The organism is Limnomicrobium aquaticum (genome assembly GCF_040545545.1).
GTDB classification, from domain to species: Bacteria; Pseudomonadota; Alphaproteobacteria; order Rhizobiales; family Rhizobiaceae; genus Ensifer_A; species Ensifer_A aquaticum.
This window is the reverse complement of record NZ_JBEPMB010000008.1, coordinates 193,061-210,360: the sequence shown is the minus strand read 5'-3', so window position 1 is coordinate 210,360 and position 17,300 is coordinate 193,061. Positions and strand designations below refer to the sequence as shown.

14 protein-coding genes are annotated in these 17,300 nt (G+C 60.5%); 7 read left to right on the top strand and 7 right to left on the bottom strand.

Annotation, left to right across the window (positions count from 1 at the left end; all coding sequences use genetic code 11):
• Positions 1-147: 147 nt before the first annotated feature.
• Together ABID16_RS20130 and adh are read right to left on the bottom strand one after the other, a co-directional pair.
• Positions 148-507, bottom strand: coding sequence for a DUF779 domain-containing protein (locus tag ABID16_RS20130; protein ID WP_354558151.1), 360 nt, complete (start codon positions 505-507; stop codon positions 148-150).
• A gap of 65 nt (positions 508-572) precedes the next feature.
• Positions 573-2,081: an aldehyde dehydrogenase gene (gene adh / locus ABID16_RS20125; protein WP_354558150.1), complete on the bottom strand. Its 1,509-nt coding sequence runs from the start codon at positions 2,079-2,081 to the stop codon at positions 573-575.
• 277 nt (positions 2,082-2,358) lie between these two features.
• Here adh and ABID16_RS20120 point away from each other — a divergent pair, with 277 nt between their 5' ends.
• From ABID16_RS20120 to ABID16_RS20095, 6 genes are read left to right on the top strand one after another with little or no spacing between them, the layout of a single operon-like run.
• The gene (locus ABID16_RS20120; RefSeq protein ID WP_354558149.1) at positions 2,359-3,183 is read left to right on the top strand and encodes a class I fructose-bisphosphate aldolase; all 825 of its coding nucleotides are present in this window, start codon (positions 2,359-2,361) and stop codon (positions 3,181-3,183) included.
• Positions 3,184-3,207: 24 nt separating this feature from the next.
• Positions 3,208-4,365: a Gfo/Idh/MocA family protein gene (locus tag ABID16_RS20115; RefSeq protein WP_354558148.1), complete on the top strand. Its 1,158-nt coding sequence runs from the start codon at positions 3,208-3,210 to the stop codon at positions 4,363-4,365.
• Positions 4,362-5,033 (top strand): D-lyxose/D-mannose family sugar isomerase, encoded by a 672-nt coding sequence (locus ABID16_RS20110; protein WP_354558147.1) that lies wholly within the window; start codon positions 4,362-4,364, stop codon positions 5,031-5,033. Before ABID16_RS20115 ends, ABID16_RS20110 begins: the two co-directional genes overlap by 4 nt.
• Entirely contained in the window at positions 5,033-6,070 is a 1,038-nt protein-coding gene (locus ABID16_RS20105; RefSeq protein WP_354558146.1) for a carbohydrate kinase family protein, read from the top strand. The genes ABID16_RS20110 and ABID16_RS20105 overlap by 1 nt, the downstream gene beginning before the upstream one ends.
• A gap of 24 nt (positions 6,071-6,094) precedes the next feature.
• The gene (locus ABID16_RS20100) at positions 6,095-6,874 is read left to right on the top strand and encodes an L-iditol 2-dehydrogenase (protein WP_354558145.1); all 780 of its coding nucleotides are present in this window, start codon (positions 6,095-6,097) and stop codon (positions 6,872-6,874) included.
• A gap of 36 nt (positions 6,875-6,910) precedes the next feature.
• Positions 6,911-7,921: a zinc-dependent alcohol dehydrogenase family protein gene (locus ABID16_RS20095; RefSeq protein WP_354558164.1), complete on the top strand. Its 1,011-nt coding sequence runs from the start codon at positions 6,911-6,913 to the stop codon at positions 7,919-7,921.
• Positions 7,922-7,933: 12 nt separating this feature from the next.
• Here the strand turns inward: ABID16_RS20095 and ABID16_RS20090 are convergent, their stop codons facing one another.
• Both ABID16_RS20090 and ABID16_RS20085 read right to left on the bottom strand, forming a co-directional pair.
• Positions 7,934-8,953, bottom strand: a complete 1,020-nt coding sequence (locus ABID16_RS20090) for a LacI family DNA-binding transcriptional regulator (protein WP_354558144.1) — start codon at positions 8,951-8,953, stop codon at positions 7,934-7,936.
• A 442-nt stretch (positions 8,954-9,395) separates the two neighbouring features.
• Positions 9,396-10,676, bottom strand: coding sequence for a TolC family protein (locus ABID16_RS20085; protein ID WP_354558143.1), 1,281 nt, complete (start codon positions 10,674-10,676; stop codon positions 9,396-9,398).
• 695 nt (positions 10,677-11,371) lie between these two features.
• On the opposite strand from ABID16_RS20085, the gene ABID16_RS20080 reads away from it, so the two are divergent.
• Positions 11,372-12,964: an FAD/NAD(P)-binding protein gene (locus ABID16_RS20080; RefSeq protein WP_354558142.1), complete on the top strand. Its 1,593-nt coding sequence runs from the start codon at positions 11,372-11,374 to the stop codon at positions 12,962-12,964.
• Positions 12,965-12,984: 20 nt separating this feature from the next.
• Here the strand turns inward: ABID16_RS20080 and ABID16_RS20075 are convergent, their stop codons facing one another.
• Genes ABID16_RS20075 through ABID16_RS20065 form a run of 3 tightly spaced genes read right to left on the bottom strand, consistent with a single transcriptional unit; the run spans position 12,985 to position 17,217 of the window.
• Positions 12,985-15,120 (bottom strand): peptidase domain-containing ABC transporter, encoded by a 2,136-nt coding sequence (locus ABID16_RS20075; RefSeq protein ID WP_354558141.1) that lies wholly within the window; start codon positions 15,118-15,120, stop codon positions 12,985-12,987.
• Positions 15,117-16,454, bottom strand: coding sequence for an HlyD family secretion protein (locus ABID16_RS20070; protein ID WP_354558140.1), 1,338 nt, complete (start codon positions 16,452-16,454; stop codon positions 15,117-15,119). Before ABID16_RS20070 ends, ABID16_RS20075 begins: the two co-directional genes overlap by 4 nt.
• Positions 16,441-17,217, bottom strand: coding sequence for an LpxL/LpxP family acyltransferase (locus ABID16_RS20065; RefSeq protein WP_354558139.1), 777 nt, complete (start codon positions 17,215-17,217; stop codon positions 16,441-16,443). Before ABID16_RS20065 ends, ABID16_RS20070 begins: the two co-directional genes overlap by 14 nt.
• Positions 17,218-17,300 lie beyond the last annotated feature (83 nt).

Below are 17,300 nucleotides of genomic sequence, written 5' to 3'. Positions count from 1 at the left end.
CATCGGCGCGCTCGTCCAAACAATCCAACCAGACGAATGTGCGAACTATCTCGAAAACGCCGGATATGTTTCCGTTAAAAGGTGAAACGCTCTAGAAGAGGACATTTCGCGCCCGAGGGCGACCTGAAGATTTTTCGACTAAGCTCGTCATTTATCGATAGAGACGGCGCATATGTCAGAGACAAGCAGGAACCTGCGCTCGCGTCCGTTGTCGAGCGAAAACATTCCGCCGCGTCCCGGAATAGCATCGACGACCAGATGGGGTGACTGCCAGGCTTCGAATTGCGCCGAGGATATGTAAAACGGCGCGCCGCCGATGTGCCCGAGAAGCACGTCACTATCCCCAATCATGAACTCTCCTGCCGGATAACACATCGGGGAGGAGCCGTCGCAGCATCCGCCCGACTGGTGAAAAAGAATATCTGGATGGTCTCTGCGAATGTCAGCGATCAGGTCCAGCGCGGCCTGCGTGGCCTGCACATGCGACTTTTCCTTCATTTTCGGCATTCTTTCCTCCCAGAAATGCCAAAAGGCCTCCCAAGGGGAGGCCTTTCAGTTATCGATACATTGGCTCAGAAGAAGCCGAGCGCCTTCGGGGAGTACGATACCAGCATGTTCTTGGTCTGCTGGTAGTGGTCGAGCATCATCTTGTGGGTCTCGCGACCGATGCCGGACTGCTTGTAGCCGCCAAAGGCGGCGTGGGCCGGATAGGCGTGATAGTTGTTGATCCAGACGCGACCGGCCTGGATGCCGCGGCCGAAATTGTAGCAGCGGTTTGCATCGCGGCTCCACACGCCGGCACCAAGGCCGTAGAGCGTGTCGTTGGCAATCTCCATCGCCTCTTCGTCGGTCTTGAAGGTCGTGACCGACAGAACCGGCCCGAAGATTTCTTCCTGGAAGATGCGCATCTTGTTGTTGCCGCGGAACACGGTCGGCTTGACGTAGAAGCCTTCCGCCAGATCGCCGCCGAGCACGTTGCGCTCGCCGCCGGTCAGCAGTTCCGCACCCTCACCCTTGCCGATTTCGATATAGGAGAGGATCTTGTGGAGCTGTTCGGACGAGGCCTGCGCACCGATCATCGTCGACATGTCAAGCGGATTGCCCTGGACAATCTTGTTGACGCGGGCAATCGCCTTTTCCATGAAGCGGTCGTAGATCTTCTCATGGACGACAGCGCGGCTGGGGCAGGTGCAGACTTCGCCCTGGTTCAGCGCGAACATCGCAAAACCTTCCAGCGCCTTGTCGAGATAGTCGTCGTCTTCGGCCATGACATCGGCGAAGAAGATGTTCGGCGACTTGCCGCCGAGTTCCAGCGTCACCGGGATCAGGTTCTGCGAGGCATACTGCATGATCAGCCGGCCCGTCGAGGTCTCGCCGGTGAAGGCGATCTTCGAAATGCGCGGGCTGGAGGCGAGCGGCTTGCCGGCTTCAAGGCCGAAGCCGTTGATGATGTTCAGCACGCCCGGCGGCAGCAGGTCGGCGATGATTTCGATGAGAACGAGGATCGAGGCCGGCGTCTGTTCGGCGGGCTTCAGTACCACGCAGTTGCCGGCGGCGAGCGCCGGAGCCACTTTCCAGCAGGCCATGAGGATCGGGAAGTTCCACGGAATGATCTGGCCGACAACGCCCAGCGGCTCATGGAAATGATAGGCAATCGTATCGTGATCGACTTCGCCGATCGAGCCTTCCTGGGCGCGGATGGCGGCGGCGAAGTAGCGGAAGTGGTCGATGGCCAGCGGAATGTCGGCGGCCATGGTTTCGCGCAGCGGCTTGCCATTGTCCCAGGTCTCGGCTTCTGCGAGCGTCTTGAGATTGGCTTCCATGCGGTCGGCAATCTTGTTCAGGATATTGGCACGCTCTGTGGTCGACGTGCGGCCCCACTTGTCCTTCGCGGCATGGGCAGCGTCAAGCGCGGCTTCGACATCCTTTTCGTCGGAGCGGGCGACTTCGCACAGCAGCCCGCCATTGACCGGCGTGGTGTTTTCAAAATAGCGGCCGGATGCCGGCTCGCGCCATTCGCCACCAATGAAATTGCCGTAACGGACCTTGAACGGCGTCTCGATGATCTTCTGATGAAGCATGATTTCCTCCTTTGGGCCGGGCTCACTCCATCCGGCATTCCCCATATTCACCAATACCGTTATATTCGTCCAGATATCGCGCCGTGTTGCCGAGCCTGTTCGTTGCACTTCTGCGACAGAAGAACCGTAAGATTGTGCGCAAGACGATCAGACATCCATGAATTGGAGGCAGCCGGCCTTCTGAAGATTTTGTGGTAACGTTTCCACATTCCGATTGACTCCCTTCGTGACTTCGCTAGATTTAATGTGATAACGATACCACATTGGGAGGACATCGATGAAACAGGCGCGGATCAACCGCCTCTTTGGCGTATCTGGAAATTGCTTCGACGTGGCGATCGACCACGGCATGTTCAATGAGAAGACGTTTCTTCCGGGCATCGAGGACATGCGCAAGGCGATCCATGTGATTGCCGAGGCGAAGCCCGACGCGATCCAGCTGCCGCCGGGCACCGCGCCGATCCTGCAGGCCATTCCCGGCAAGGACCGTCCGGCGCTGGTGATGCGCACGGACATTGCCAATGTCTATGGCAATCCCCTGCCCGAACTGCTCTTCTCGGAAGTCATCGACCGCGCCGTCGAACAGGGCGTCGTGCTCGATGCCGCCTGCGTCGTCGTCAACATCCTGATGTTGCCCAACCAGCCGGAAGTCTACCGCGCCTGCATTCGCAACGTGAATGCGCTGAAGCGGGAATGCGAGATCTACGGCATGCCGCTGATGGTCGAGCCGCTGGTCATGAAGGATAATTCCAAGGGTGCCTATATGGTGGACGGCCAGATCGACAAGATCATGCCGCTCGTCCGTCAGGCCGTTGAACTCGGCGCCGATATCATCAAGGCCGACCCGTGCGAGAATGTCGAGGAATACCATCGCGTGATTGAGATCGCGCAGGGGCTTCCGCTGCTCGTGCGCGGCGGCGGCCGCGTCAGCGATGCCGAACTACTCGCCCGCACCGAAATGCTGATGAAGCAGGGCGCACGCGGCATCGTTTATGGCCGCAACGTCATCCAGCATCCGAACCCGAACGGGATGACCAAGGCGCTGATGGCGATCGTTCACGACGGCGCGACGGCTGCAGATGCCGCAAAGCATATCGGCTGAGGCGGAACGCGAGGAACAACGACCATGACGAAGGTTTTCCGCTTCGGCGTCATCGGCTGCGGGCTTATGGGGCGTGAATTCGCCAGCGCCGCCGCTCGCTGGCTGCATCTCTCCAATCCCGCGGCGCGCCCTGAAATCGTCGCCGTCTGTGACACGAATGCGAGCCTCATGGACTGGTTCGCCGATAACGTTCCGACGGTGAAGCAGCGCACGACCGATTATCGCGAGCTACTGGCCAATCCCGACGTGGAGGCGATCTATTGCGCCGTACCGCATGTCCTCCATCAGGAATTCTACATCGCGATCCTGGAAGCGGGCAAACACCTGCTCGGCGAAAAGCCTTTCGGCATGGACCTGATGCAGAACCGGGCGATCATGGCAGCGCTTGCCAAGCGGCCTGACCTCGTCGTCCGCTGTTCTTCAGAGATGCCCTTCTTCCCCGGCGCGCAGAAGGTCATCCAGATGGCCAATGCGGGGGCCTTCGGCGACATTATCGAAGTGGAAGCCGGCTTCCTGCATTCCTCCGACCTCGACCGCAAAAAGCCGATCAACTGGAAGCGTATGGAGCATATCAACGGCGATTATGGCTGCATGGGCGATCTCGGCATGCATGTCCTGCATGTGCCGCTGCGTCTCGGCTGGAAGCCGCAGACGGTCCATGCGCAGCTGGTCAAGCGGGTCACGGAACGTCCGGACGGCAAGGGCGGCATGGTGCCCTGCACGACATGGGACAATGCGGCAATCAGCACACGCGTGAAGACGGACAGCCAGGATTTTCCGATGCTGCTCAAAACGTTCCGCATAGCGCCCGGCGAATCCAACACGTGGTATATCCGCGTACTGGGGATGAACAAGAGTGCCTTCTTCTCGACCAAGCAGCCACGCCAGTGGCATTGGATGGATTACGAAGGTGGCCGCCAGTCTTGGCAAACCGAAGACCTGGGCTATGACTCGCTCTTCCCCACGATCACCGGCAAGATCTTCGAATTCGGCTTCATCGATGCGATCCAGCAGATGTGGGCCGCCTTTGTCGACGAACTCGCCGGCAACAAGGCCAACGGCTTCCATTGCGCGACACCGGACGAGGCAGCATCCCACCATGCCGTCCTGACGGCGGCACTGGTCTCGGGTAGCGAAAACCGTGTCGTTTCAGTGGACTATTCCACCGGGATTTCCGCATGAAGCGCTCCGAGATCAACGCAGCGCTCAGGGCCGCGCAGGCGATGCTCGATGGGTTTTCATGGTCTCTACCCTCCTGGGGCCACTGGACTGCCTCGGATTTCGCCGCTTCACCCCATGGTGCCTCCTATTTCCGCAGCCGCCAATTGGGCTGGGATGTCACCGATTTCGGTCTTGGCCGGTTTGCGGAATGCGGCCTGACCCTCTTTTGTCTGCGTAACGGCATCACTGGCCAGGATGGCGAACGCACCTATGCGGAAAAGCTGCTCTTCGTGGAGGAAGGCCAGCTCACGCCAACCCATCGCCACAAGGCGAAGATGGAAGACATCATCAATCGCGCCGGCGGCACCCTGGTCATCGAATTCTCGGCCACGAACCCGGTCGGCGACCTCAGCGAAGAAGAGATCATCGTGCCAGTTGACGGGATCGACCGCCGACTGAAGCAATGGCAGCCTTTGGAGCTGACACCCGGCGAAAGCGTCACCATCATGCCGGGCCTCTACCATCGTTTCTACGGCAAACCCGGCAACGGGCCGGTTCTGGTCGGCGAAGTGAGCCAGGTGAATGACGACCGGACGGACAATTTCTTTCTGGAGCCCGTGGGCCGCTTCTCGGATATCGAGGAGGATGAGCCCCCGCTCAGGCCACTTTGGAACGAAGGAGCCGCCTGATGTCGTTTGGGGAGGAAACGAAAAGGGCAGCAAGAGGCGGCATAGTCTGCGCCGGTAATCTGATCGTGGACCGCGTCCACACGCTTTCCTATTGGCCCGAGGAAGGCAATCTCGCCGAAATCCTGCATCAGGATCTCGGTGTCGGCGGCGGCGCGGTCAATGTCGCCTGCGACCTCGGATCGCTTGGACTGCCGGCTCGTATTGCGCTTGCGGGTTTGACAGGCGCTGACACGGATGGCGCCTATCTGGCGGAACGCGTTGCTAGCTTCGGCGTTGACACCACAGCCGTCAGGCAGACGACGGAAGCGGCCACGAGCCACACGCATGTCATGAGCCTTCCGGGCCGAAGCCGCACCTTCTTTTATCACGGCGGGGCCAGTGCCCTCTTGAACGCTGAAGACGTAGAACCGGAGACGTTTGCGGCAGCAGGTTTCAAACTCTTTTATCTCGGCTACCTCATGCTCCTGCCCGGCCTCGACCGGCTGGACGCGGATGGCCGAACCGGCGCAAGCCGGCTGCTCGAGCGGGCAAAGATGGCGGGGCTCGAAACCGCGGTCGATTTCGTCTCAAGCGAGAACCCCGATTTTGCTCGGGAGGTCAGCGCCGCCCTGCCCTGGTGCGATCATGTCGTCATCAATGAGATTGAAGCCGGTCGGGTCGCGCAGCTGCCGCTTCGCAAGCTCAACGGCAATCTCGACCGCAATCTGATGCTGCGGGCAGCAGAGACCATGCTTGAGCTTGGCGTTCGCAAGAACGTCATCATTCACGCGCCGGAACTGTCGCTCTGGCAGGCCGTCAACGAGGCGCCCCTCATCACGAAGTCACTACGCCTGCCGCCCGAAAAGATCGTGAGCCCGGTCGGTGCGGGCGATGCCTTCTGCGCTGCAACGCTCTTCGGGCTTCATGAAGGCTGGAGCAGGGAGAGGACGTCCGCGGCTGCCCACCGCGCCGCAGCCCGTTGCCTGACGGGTGCGACGGCAACGGATGGGATCCCGCCGATGTCGATGATCCTGCAGGAAATCAAAGACAACGCATGAGATGAACGCTTGGGAGGAGCGAAGATGACGACAGGAAAACTGGACGGCAAGGTGGCGCTGGTCACCGGCGGGGCGAGCGGCATCGGCAAGGCGGTCTGCGAGCGTTTCGCGCAGGACGGCGCACGGGTCATCGTTGCCGATCTGGACGGCGCGCGCTGCGAGGCTGTGGCGTCCGAAATCGGTGGCGGCGCACTGGGTCTTGCGCTGGACGTCACACAGCAGGAAAGCATCGACGCGGTGGTGCGCCAGGGCATCGAGGCGACCGGCGGCGTGGATATTCTCGTCAACGCGGCCGGCATTTATGACGTCCAGTCCATCCTTGAAGTCACGCGCGAACGCACATCGAGGGTCTTCCAGGTCAATATCGACGGTGTCATCTTCATGAGCCAGGCGGTCGCGCGGCACATGGTCGAGCGCGGACAGGGCGGGCGCATCATCAATTTCTCGTCGCAGGCCGGCCGGCGCGGCGAAGGGCCGGCCGTCGCCTATTGCGCCTCCAAGGCCGCCGTCATTTCTATCACGCAGAGTATGGCACTCGATCTCATCCGTCACGGGATCAACGTGAATGCGATTGCGCCGGGCGTGGTCGATACGCCGATGTGGGATGTTGTCGATGCGAAGCTCGGCGCACGCGAGGGCTTGCAACCGGGTGACGTGAAGAAACGAGTCGCGGCAGCCGTGCCCGCAGGCCGCTTCGGCTATCCCGCCGAACAGGCTGCGATGGCGGCCTTTCTGGCGGGGCCCGATGCGGCCTACATTGTGGCTCAATGCTACAATGTCGATGGCGGCAACGTGATGAGCTAAGCAACACGTCGATCCCGGGGAGGAGACAACATGACAATGAAGGCAGCGCGGCTGGAAGCCAGCAGCACCATGGCGCTTCGCACCGTCGATAAGCCGGTCGCAGGACCGGGCGAGATCCTCGTGAAGGTCCTCGCCGCCGGCATTTGCGGATCGGACCGGCACATGTTCAAGGGCGAATATCCGACTGCAATCCCGGTCACGCTCGGCCATGAATTCTCGGGCCGCGTCGAGGCTGTCGGTGCGGGCATCAACCGCTTCTCCGGTGGTGAACTCGTCACCATCGACCCGAATATTGCCTGCGGCACCTGCTCCGCCTGCCGCAATGCACGGCCGAACCTCTGCGAGAGGCTGACCGCGATCGGTGTCACGCGCGATGGCGGCTTTGCCGAATATGCCGCGGTCCCGGAAGCGCAGGCCTTTCTCCTGCCGTCTGATCTCGACCCCGTCCATGGCGCTTTCTCCGAACCGCTCGCCTGCTGCCTGCACGCCATCGACAAGGCCAATATCCGCACCGGCGAAAGCGTCGCCATCCTCGGCGGTGGCGTGATTGGCCTGCTCATGGTGCAGCTCGCGAAGTTGGAGGGAGCCGGCCGGATCATCCTCATCACCCGCCAGGCTTCGCGGCGGGAGACGGCGCTGGAACTCGGCGCAACGCATGCGTTTGATCCGTCCGTGACGGACACGGTTGCGGAGGTCAAAGCACTCACGAATGGCGGCGTCGATGTCACCATCGAATGCGCGGGCGTGCCGGAAACCTTCCAGACCGGACTGAAGATGACACGGCGAGGCGGAGCCTTCGTTCTCTTCGGCGTTGCGCCGGCCGGCATGGAGGTGGCTGTCACGCCCTTCGACCTATTGGTCAGCGAGGTCGATCTGCGGCCCGCCTACCTCAATCCCTTCACGCATGAGCGCGCTGCCGCACTCGTATCCAGCGGCGTGCTCCAGCTGGACAAGCTTGTGACGCGGACGATCGGCCTTGAGGATGTTGCAAGCGTGGTCGGCAGTGCACCTGAGCGCGGCGAGATCAAGGTGATCGTCAAGCCGTGACTGGCTTCGGTGTTACGCGCGCACGGCACCCGTCGATTGCCGCTCCACAAGCTGGACCGGCAATCGGGTGACACCCTTCACCGCAGTCTCGTCAAACTGCCTGCGCCCGGCAATCGCCGCCTCGATGACATGCGCAGCCTGCTCCCCAATCTCGCGGATCGGCTGAGCCACGGTCGTCAGGCCCGGAATGACATAGGCCGCTTCAGGTAGGTCATCGAAGCCGATCACGGATATGTCGCCTGGGACGGCACGCCCGCAATCATGCACCGCATGGATCGCGGCGATAGCCGCGATATCCGTCATCCCGATGATCGCCGTAACGGCCTGATTATTTTCGATGATCTTGCGCGCCATAGCGTAGGCTGCGGGGAACGTATGCTCTTCGCCGAGTGCCATTGCAGAAAGCTCTAGGCCCTGCGCACCCAATTCGCTCGAGATCGATTGCAATCTTACCTGGATTGACTGGCTATGCGCCGGCGCGCCGATCGCGGCAATTTTCCGATGGCCAAGCGCTGTCAGGTGCCGCACCATCAGCCGCCCTCCGGCCTCGTGATCGGCGGTGACGACATGATCGGCAAAACGCCCCAGGTCTCGGTCGATGGCCACAAGCGGGACATCTGCCGCACCGAAAGCCTCGAAATGGGCATCATCCCCGAAAGCGCTGGCCACGATGACCCCATCCACCCGCTGCGACAGCAACATCGAGACATAGCGCGCCTCATGCTCCAGATTTTCGGACGTACAGCAGATGAGGGTCTGGTATCCCTTCTGGAAAAGCGCCTGCTCGATGGCCTGTGCCAGGATGCCAAAAAAGGGAACATCGACGGCCGGCAGCATGAGCCCGACGACCCGGCTCGGGCCACCGCGCAGCATGCGGGCATCCTTGCTGGGCGTGTAGTTAAGGTCCCGAACCGCCTCTTCGACGCGCACACGCACATCAGGCGAGACATAACCGGAGTTGTTCAGCGCTCGGGACACAGTCGAGACCGACGTCCCCGCACGCGTTGCTATATCCCTGATACTCGCTTTCAAGCGCCTCAATCTCCAGCCGCGAAATCTACCTCCATGCTGGTATCGCGGCCGGAACGCCGGCGGCAAGGGAAATCCGATCGTTTCCGACGGGAAAACCGGAGAAAAGCAGACATGTCCGCACCGCGCCGGGCATCCGGCGCCTCAATAATAGCACACAGCACTGTTTGCATAACTTATAGGCAAGGAACGAAGATGTTGCGGTGGATTTGCGCATTCGTGAGGCGCAGTGCCGGAGGAAACCCGCGCAGAAGCCCCGGCTCGCAAGCCCAACCCATCTGGCACGGTTCCTGCTTGCTGAAAGGCAGGTCCAGAGGGGACTGAAAACGATAGCGCCCAATGAATGGCGCTCGAAACAAGGCCGTCGAACCGTGGTCGCAGCCGATGAGCGCGTCCGGTTCGGCGGTTTTTGTTTTCAGAGGCACGTCTGCCCTGGCGTGGAACGTCAGAACAGTCTTTGCGATCCGCCTTCGACGGAACCGTCGTCGAGTTCACCCATCGTGCCCAGAAGATTGAAGGCGGACATGTCGCGCAGATACCGCGCGTCGGCAAGGCTCTGCTCCGCAGAGATGAGGTTTCGCTGGGTCTGGATGAGATCGAGCACCGTGTGAAGCCCGGCCTTCATCTCCTCCTGCATCGCAGCCTGCGCCTTGTTCGCTTCCTTCACGCGGGCCTCTAGCCGCCCGACCTGAGCCTTCAAAGACTTATAGTCGTTGAAATACTTGCGCGCGCCAATGGTCACACTGCGGATCGTGTCCTGACGGTCATAAGATTTCTGCAGGGCCTCCGCACGGGCCTTGTCGAGGTTGGGTTGCAGCGTCGCGTCGAAGATGGGCAGGCGAAGGCGAAGCATGAGGGCATAATTGTTGACGGTCTTGACCGCCGGCGTGGGGTCGAACGTGCGGGTATACTTGCCCACCAGATCCAGCGTGGGCAGGAATGCACCGCGCGCCGCATCCACGTTGAAGTCGGCAGCACTCTGGAGATGCGCCGCCATCTTCGGAAGCGGCGAATTGGCCATCGCGCGATCGGCTGCATCTGTTGCCGAGGCCGGCAGCTTCAACTTGTGTGCTGCCACATCGAGTTTCGAAGGCGCCTGAAAGCCATTGAATTTTTCGAAATTCAGTTCGCTATCCGCCAGTTGCCTCGATGCCTGTTCGTTGAGCGCACGCAGGTTTTCCAGTTCCGACGCCGCGATCGAGACATCCGACTGCGTCATCAGACCATCGATCAGCATCTGCCTGGAAATGTTGAGCGCCTCCTGCTGCCGGACAACGGCGCGCTTGCTGGAGGCGAGAATTGCGCGGTCGCGATTGAGCGCCAGCATCTTGTCCGCCCGCTCGACAAGCAGCTTCTGCTTGGTATCGAGCGAGGCCTCCACGGTTGCGGCAACCTTTTCCTGGGCGGCATTGATCGTGTTCAGGTTCTTGAGACCATCAAAGAGCCGCCAGGAGACTTCCAGTCCGATCGAAGTCGGGTCTTTGGTCGCGTAAGAACTGTTGGGAATCTGCGTGATATCGGGTGAATATTCAGTCTTGCCGTCAACAACCCAGTCCGAGCCGACGGAAACCTTGGGGTAAAGTTGCGCACGGGCAAGGCGCAGTTCGGTCCGGGCGAGGTCCTGCAACACCTGATCCTGACCCAGCCTCAGCTTGAAGTCCGACAGGTTGATCCAAGTGGGCTCTTCGGCAGCCGCGAAGGCGCCGGCCACAGCGACACCAATCATCAGGGTCAGGCCAAATACCCTCTTTCCCCATCGACGCTTCGGCAACCGATCGTGACGCGCCATGACGCGGACCTTTTCTTAAGTATACTCTAATTTACAAACAATTCGCGATAGCGATCGTGCTACTATCCACAATTGTAGTTAAAATACGATAAATCCCCTGTGACGGAGCATTATCGGGGTCGCCTCATGGCGAGACGCCACCTGCTCCTCCTGCAAGGTCCGCCTCGTTGTCTCGCAGAAGCGACCTTGATCTTGGCGGCCCGCCAGAATAGTGTGCTTAACGCTAGGTTAATTTCCATAGCAAACTATAGAAAATTCATTGCAACATATTGGATTGATTGGCAGAAAAACCTGTTGATTCGAATTATGTTTAATGGAATATAAACTTACCGGTGCAGCGATGAAGCCGGAAAACCAGTGGAGAAAATCACATGAAGACTCTCAACCTTGCACAGATGAAGACTGTTGTCGGCGGCACGTACTGCGCTCCGAAGCCGGTTTGCAAGCCGGCTCCGGCCTGCGGCAGCCACTGCAGCTAATTCACGCTTTACTGGCCCTTCTTGGCCAGTAAAGGGAATTGCGAAGCCAGCTTGACGATCGTCCGGCTGGCTTTTTACTTATTTCCCTCCGGTAAACCGGTTCACGGAACCAATCTGCTCGCACACCGTTCTCCGTTTTTCCGGAGCAACGAAATGAACTACGAAATTGGCATAGTCGGATGCGGCCCGACCGGGCTTTACACTCTCTCGGAACTGATCCGATGCCGACACCCTCTGAATATCACCGTCTTTGACAGGGGTGAGTGGGCAGGTGCCGGAACACCCTATTCGCGGGAGGGTGCAAACCGGCTGATGCTTGCGAATATTGCAAGTATAGAAATCCCCGCACTGAAGCAGACCTTTCTGGACTGGATGCGGACCTGTGAGCCCCGCGTCCTGGAAGGCTTCGGGATCACGCAGGACATGCTGAGCGATCGCCTGTTTGCTCCGCGGCTGCTTCTTGGTTGCTACCTGCACGACCAATTGCTCGACATGATCGAGTTTGGCCGGCATCTCGGCCATACCATCCGCCTTCTGGAGCGGGTGGAAGTCATCGACATCCTCCCGGACGGTAACCGGTTCCGTGTCATGACCACGAAAGGGCCTCATGCCCGGCCTTTCGACAAGCTGATCCTTTCAACCGGTCATGATTTCGAGGATACGCGAGAAGATGCCCATTATTTCCCGAACCCCTGGACAGGATTGATCGGAACCGATGTTCCCGCTTGCAGGGTCGGCATTCTCGGAACTTCGCTGAGCGCAATCGACGCGGCCCTGGCTGTCGTCTGCCAGCATGGACGGTTTGTCGAAGCCGGAGATGACCTCGAGTTTCAGCTGGAAGATCCGAGCCTTTCCATCACCTTCATGTCGCGCAACGGGCTCCTGCCGGAGGCCGACTTCTACTGCCCCATCCCCTATGTCCCGCTTCAACGGATGACCGAGGGTGAGCTGGCAAATTGCGCGAAGGAGCCGAATGCGCTGGATTCCGTCTTTTCGCTGCTTCGCGATGAACTTACGCTCGCGGACCCTGGGTACGCTTCAAGGATCGGTCTCGCCGATCTGACTGCGGATAGTTTCGCAGAGGCCTATTTTGCCGAGCGGACGAAAACGGACCCTTTCCGGTGGGCGAAGAAGAATCTGGACGAGGTTTTGCGCAATAAGGAAAGGCGGCTCACCGTTCCCTGGCGCTATGCGATCCTGCGGATGCACGAGCCGGTCGAAACCATTGTGCCGGAGTTCTCCGACGAAGATCGCGCGCGGTTTGACCGCGGCCTCAAACGGGTGTTCGTCGACAATTATGCCGCCGTCCCTCCCGAGTCCATCAGGCGTCTGCTGGCATTGAGAGAGGCGGGTGTCCTGAAAATCCTGACGCTTTCGGAGGATTACGAGCTGATCAAGAGGGACAGATCGACGACCGTTTCCTCACCGGAGGGATCGGCCGAGTTCGATGTCTTCATCGACGCCACGGGCCAGAAGCCGCTCGGCGTGGAAGACATACCGTTTGCCAGCCTGCGTCGCGCACTGGAGGAGGACGGGCAGGAGACGCCCATGCTGACGGACAGCTTCGCACTTCTATCGCCCGCGCCCTATGCCGGAAATCTCTATTTCGGAGCCATACCCTATCTGATGCATAGCCGCCCCTTCGTGCAGGGCATCGTCGCCTCGCAGGAACTGGGCGAGATCATCGGGCGCGACATCATCGAGCATCTAGAGGAGGAGGCACAGCGCGAACCGCTCTGCGCCTGATGAAGCGTTGCCGGCGGCCTTTACTCCGCCGCCCGCTTCGCTCCTGCCTGCTGCACGTCCACCGGCTCCAGCTTTCCATCCTTGAGGCGGTAGGCGCGGTCTACATAGTCCAGCAGCCGCTCGCTATGGGTCACGAAAACTTTGGCGCCCGGAAGCGGGCAGATCGCCTCCAGAAGCGCATGTTCGGTCCTGGCATCCAGATTGGCGGTGATTTCGTCAAACAGCATGAGCTTCGGCTTGCGGCAGATCACGCGCGCTGCGAGCAGGCGGCGACGCTGACCGGTGGACAGAAGCGTGTTGTTGTTTGCCACAATCGTCGCCAGCCCCTGCGGCAGTGCGTCGATTTCGGAGGTAAGACCGACAAGCTCAAGCGCCTCCTGAACGCGATCGAGCGGAACATCCGGATCGAACATCGACACGTTCTCGACGATCGTGGCCTGGAAGAGACCGTCTTCCGCAAAGACCGCGCCGATATTGTTGCGATACTCGATGAGACCGAAGCGCGACAGCGGTTGTCCATCCACCAGAACCGAACCGGAGGTCGGATCGGCCACGCTCGCGATGACCTTCAGCAACGAGGACTTGCCGGAACCGGACTCACCGATAATGGCGATCCGCTCGTTGCGCTCGACATCGACCGTCAACCCGGCATTGACGACCACCGGACGCTCGTCGCGGCCGAAGGAAATGGACACATCCTTGATCGTGACATCCTTGCGGATCGTCTTGCGAATGGCGGTCGCGCCGGATGCCATTTCCGGATCGGCCTGAATGACATCTTCCAGACGCCGCACATGCGAACCGATGACGGTGAGATGCATGAGGTTGACTGTCAGCGTATCCGCCATCAGGAAGAACGTGCCCCTCAGCGCAAAGAAAGCATAGAGCATGCCGATCGTCATCTTGTTCGTGAGAACAGCAGCCACCCCGGCGTAAAGCGTCGCGACGGTGCCGGCCATGACGACGATGTGGATCAAGAGTTGCGCATCGATCTGCAGCTTGCGGGACAGGAAATCGCGGCTGGCGAACCGCGCCATCTTCTCGAACCAGCGCTGCTCGAACCGCCCGCTGACATTATGGGCCTTGATGGTGGATATCCGGTCCAGACCGTCCAGCAATGTGCTGACCTCGACGGTGCGTGCCGCGAGCGATTCATTCGTCGCATCGCGTGTCCTTGCCATGTAGAGGGCTCGCGCGCCGATCGCGAGCACGAGCGTGGCCAGCACCATCAGCGTCATGGAGGTCGAATAATAGAACATCAGCGCCACGGAGAGCACCGAGACGAATGCATCGGCAATCGAACGGACGAGGCCGTCGGAAGCAAACGCCTTCACCTGATCGATCGACTCCATGCGGGTGACGAAATCTCCGGGATGCCTCGCCTCGAAATAGCGCAAGGGAAGGCGCAAGCCATGGCCGACGACCGAGCGGGTAAACTGCACCTGCATGCCGACGGATGTGCGCAGGATGATCACGTCGCGCAGCCAGCGTCCAACCGCCTCGAAGAGCAGCAGTGCACAGAGCCCGATGGTCAGGACGCCGAGAAGATCGATATCCGACTGCGGCAGCACGAAATCGAGCGAGATTTGCAGCAGGATAGGCGTCGCCAGCGCCAGTATGCCCACGGCGGTCGATACGATCAGAATGCGACGCACCGCCTCGCGGAAACCATTGGTCGACTTGACGACATCCCAGAAGGTCAAGCCGTCCTTGGCGGCGATCTTGTCCATCGCGATCCGCGGTTCGAGTTCCAGAACGACGCCTGAGAAATATCGCTCGAAATCGTCCCTGTCGAAGGCGCGCGGGCCGATGGACGGGTCCTGGATGTAGAAGCGTCCGCCGCTGATCCGCTCCAGCACGACATAATGCTGGCCCTCCCAATGCAGGATGGCGGGCAGCTTCAGGGCATCCATCTCATCGGTGTTCTGCACGGCAAGGCCGCGCGCATCGAAGCCGAACACACCTGCCAGATTGTAGAGCTCTGCAAGCGACATGCCGCCGCCCGAGACCTGATGAACCGAGCGCATGTAGGGCATGTTGACATTGTGCCCATAGGCATTGGCGATCATGGCCATGCAGGCGAGCCCGCATTCCTGCGCTTCATTTTGCAGGACCGTGTGAACGGTTGGCTTTCCGGAAAAGAAAGGAAGTCTCACAGGCGCCCCCTCATGGCAAGAATGGGATCGATGACCCAGTCGATCAGTCGTCGGCGCTCGACCACCACATCGGCGGACAATGTGGAGCCCACGAGAATGGGACGGTCGACGCCATAGGCATTGATCGCGCGGTCGTCAGGCTCGACTTCAACCAGATATCGGGATTGCGGCGGCGGGGCCGGACCGGCGTCGCCCATCTTCGGGTCGATGAAAGGCTTGTCGTCGGCAACAGCCTTGGGAAGGCTGACGGGCTGTTCGCCGATGGAAATGACCTTTCCGTATTTCACGCCGAAGGTCTTGTAGGGAAAGGCGTCGTATTTGAGCACAACCCGCTGGCCGATGGTCAGAAGACCCATTGTCTTCGAGGGCGCCTCAAGCGCGACGGTAAAGGGCGCGGTCGGATCGCCAATGGCGACCACCGTATCGCCGGAATTCACCTGCGAACCCTCACGCACGTTGACGGCGGCGATCTGGCCGGCGGTCACGGCGAGAATATCGGTGGCAATCGCCGATTTCGCCTGTTCCATCTGCGAGTTCAGCGCGGCCTTGGCGCGTTCGAGATCGGCAAGCTGGCTGTTGCTGCCGTTGTTATTCTGTTCGACGGTGCGCCTGCGGTCGATGCGCGTCGAGGTCAGCTGTGTGATCTGAAGGCGGATATCGGCGAGCTGACGCTTGTAGTCCTGCAGCGCGCGCTCCTGAACCGAGACCAGATCGCGGGTTGCAAGCCCACGCTTCAGATAGCCGCGAAGCTTGTCGACAGCAGCGGCCTGTTGATCCACGGCGCGCTTCATGTCGGCTTCCTGCTGCTCCAGATTGGAGGCCAGCTTCTTCGAGCTGTCTTCATAGGACTTCAAGTCGCTGGCGTCGCGCGTCATCAGGTCCTTGATCTCGCCAATCCGCCGATCGATGCTTTCCGTCTGGCTCTTCAGGGCGGCAAGTTCGACCTCCGAGAGAGACTTGTTTCCGGCGCCGGACTGCTGGGGCGTCACGGTCAGCAGCTTCTGTCCCGGGACAACCGTATCGCCCTGCTTGACCCAGATGGTGGAGACCGTGCCGGCGACCGTTGAATTGACGCGCTGGCTCCCCTTGGCCCCCAGCACGACGCCACGCATCGTCTCTTGCTTGGAAAACGTGCCGATCCAGAGCCCGCCGATGATGACGATGGCGAGTGCGGAGAAGAAGACGACCATCAGGCTGCCCGCCGTGTCGCGCCGGAACTCGATGGAAGAGCCCAGATCGTGCAATCCGGTCACCTCGAAATTTCCGAGCGTGGTCTGCGGACGTTTGCCGCCACCCGGCTGAAACAGCCTCTTTAGGAAATCAGGCAGCTGCATCGTTGTCGCCCTCATCTGCTTCACCCTCTGCGGGGTCGAGGTAAAATTCGTCTATGCGTGTCCACATGTGCCATTGCTCCGGCGCGGGGCGGATGAAGGCCTCGATCTGGCGGGCCAGATCCGCCGCAAGCGCGGCACGGGCTGTCGGATTTGTTTCCGCCACCTCGAAGGGCTGACCCAGGACGATCTCATCGCCGTCAAGATGCGAATGAACCGCCATCGGCATGACGACCGCTTTCAGCATGCGCGCCATGGAATCGAGCCCCAGGGCGATGGCTGAGGGCATCCCGAAAAGCGAGACGGGAGCCGGAACGCCATAGGTGCGCGGCAGGTCGATCAGCGAGATGACGACAGCGCCCTGGCGTGCATAGCGCATGGCGTCCATGAACTCGGCCTGGTCTCGCGTGTTCAGGATCCTGATTTCCCCTGCGACCGCCCGCAGCCGGTCCATGGCCAGATTGTTGATCGCATGATCCTCGCGGGCTCTGAGAACCAGCAACCGCCTGCCGCGAAAATAGCGCCACAGCAGGTGGCTCACACCCAGCGGGAATATGCCCATGTGCAGCGGAGCAAGGATGACGGACTGGCCGCTATCGGCAATCCTCTGCACCAGATTAGGGTCGCTGACCTGAACCCGATGCGTCTCGGCAACCATGGCATCCACGGAGCGGGTCGCGCTTGCCAGCCATTCGATCTGCTGGAGATAGTCGTGAAAGTCGTGTTCGACAGCGATCTTGCGTGCGCCTTCACGCCCAACGCGCAAACGCGGCTCCAGAATGGGTTCCAGCCCGAAGCCAACGTCTCGCCGAAATGGCAGGCTCAGACGCCAACCGAACCTCAGCAATC

Coding starts and splice junctions, on each gene's coding strand:
- ABID16_RS20105 (WP_354558146.1), top strand. CDS start 5,033: ATGTCGTTTGGGGAGGAAACGAAAAGGGCAGCAAGAGGCGGCATAGTC.
- adh (WP_354558150.1), bottom strand. CDS start 2,081: ATGCTTCATCAGAAGATCATCGAGACGCCGTTCAAGGTCCGTTACGGC.
- ABID16_RS20095 (WP_354558164.1), top strand. CDS start 6,911: ATGAAGGCAGCGCGGCTGGAAGCCAGCAGCACCATGGCGCTTCGCACC.
- ABID16_RS20110 (WP_354558147.1), top strand. CDS start 4,362: ATGAAGCGCTCCGAGATCAACGCAGCGCTCAGGGCCGCGCAGGCGATG.
- ABID16_RS20100 (WP_354558145.1), top strand. CDS start 6,095: ATGACGACAGGAAAACTGGACGGCAAGGTGGCGCTGGTCACCGGCGGG.
- ABID16_RS20070 (WP_354558140.1), bottom strand. CDS start 16,454: ATGCAGCTGCCTGATTTCCTAAAGAGGCTGTTTCAGCCGGGTGGCGGC.
- ABID16_RS20080 (WP_354558142.1), top strand. CDS start 11,372: ATGAACTACGAAATTGGCATAGTCGGATGCGGCCCGACCGGGCTTTAC.
- ABID16_RS20115 (WP_354558148.1), top strand. CDS start 3,208: ATGACGAAGGTTTTCCGCTTCGGCGTCATCGGCTGCGGGCTTATGGGG.
- ABID16_RS20120 (WP_354558149.1), top strand. CDS start 2,359: ATGAAACAGGCGCGGATCAACCGCCTCTTTGGCGTATCTGGAAATTGC.
- ABID16_RS20085 (WP_354558143.1), bottom strand. CDS start 10,676: ATGATTGGTGTCGCTGTGGCCGGCGCCTTCGCGGCTGCCGAAGAGCCC.
- ABID16_RS20130 (WP_354558151.1), bottom strand. CDS start 507: ATGCCGAAAATGAAGGAAAAGTCGCATGTGCAGGCCACGCAGGCCGCG.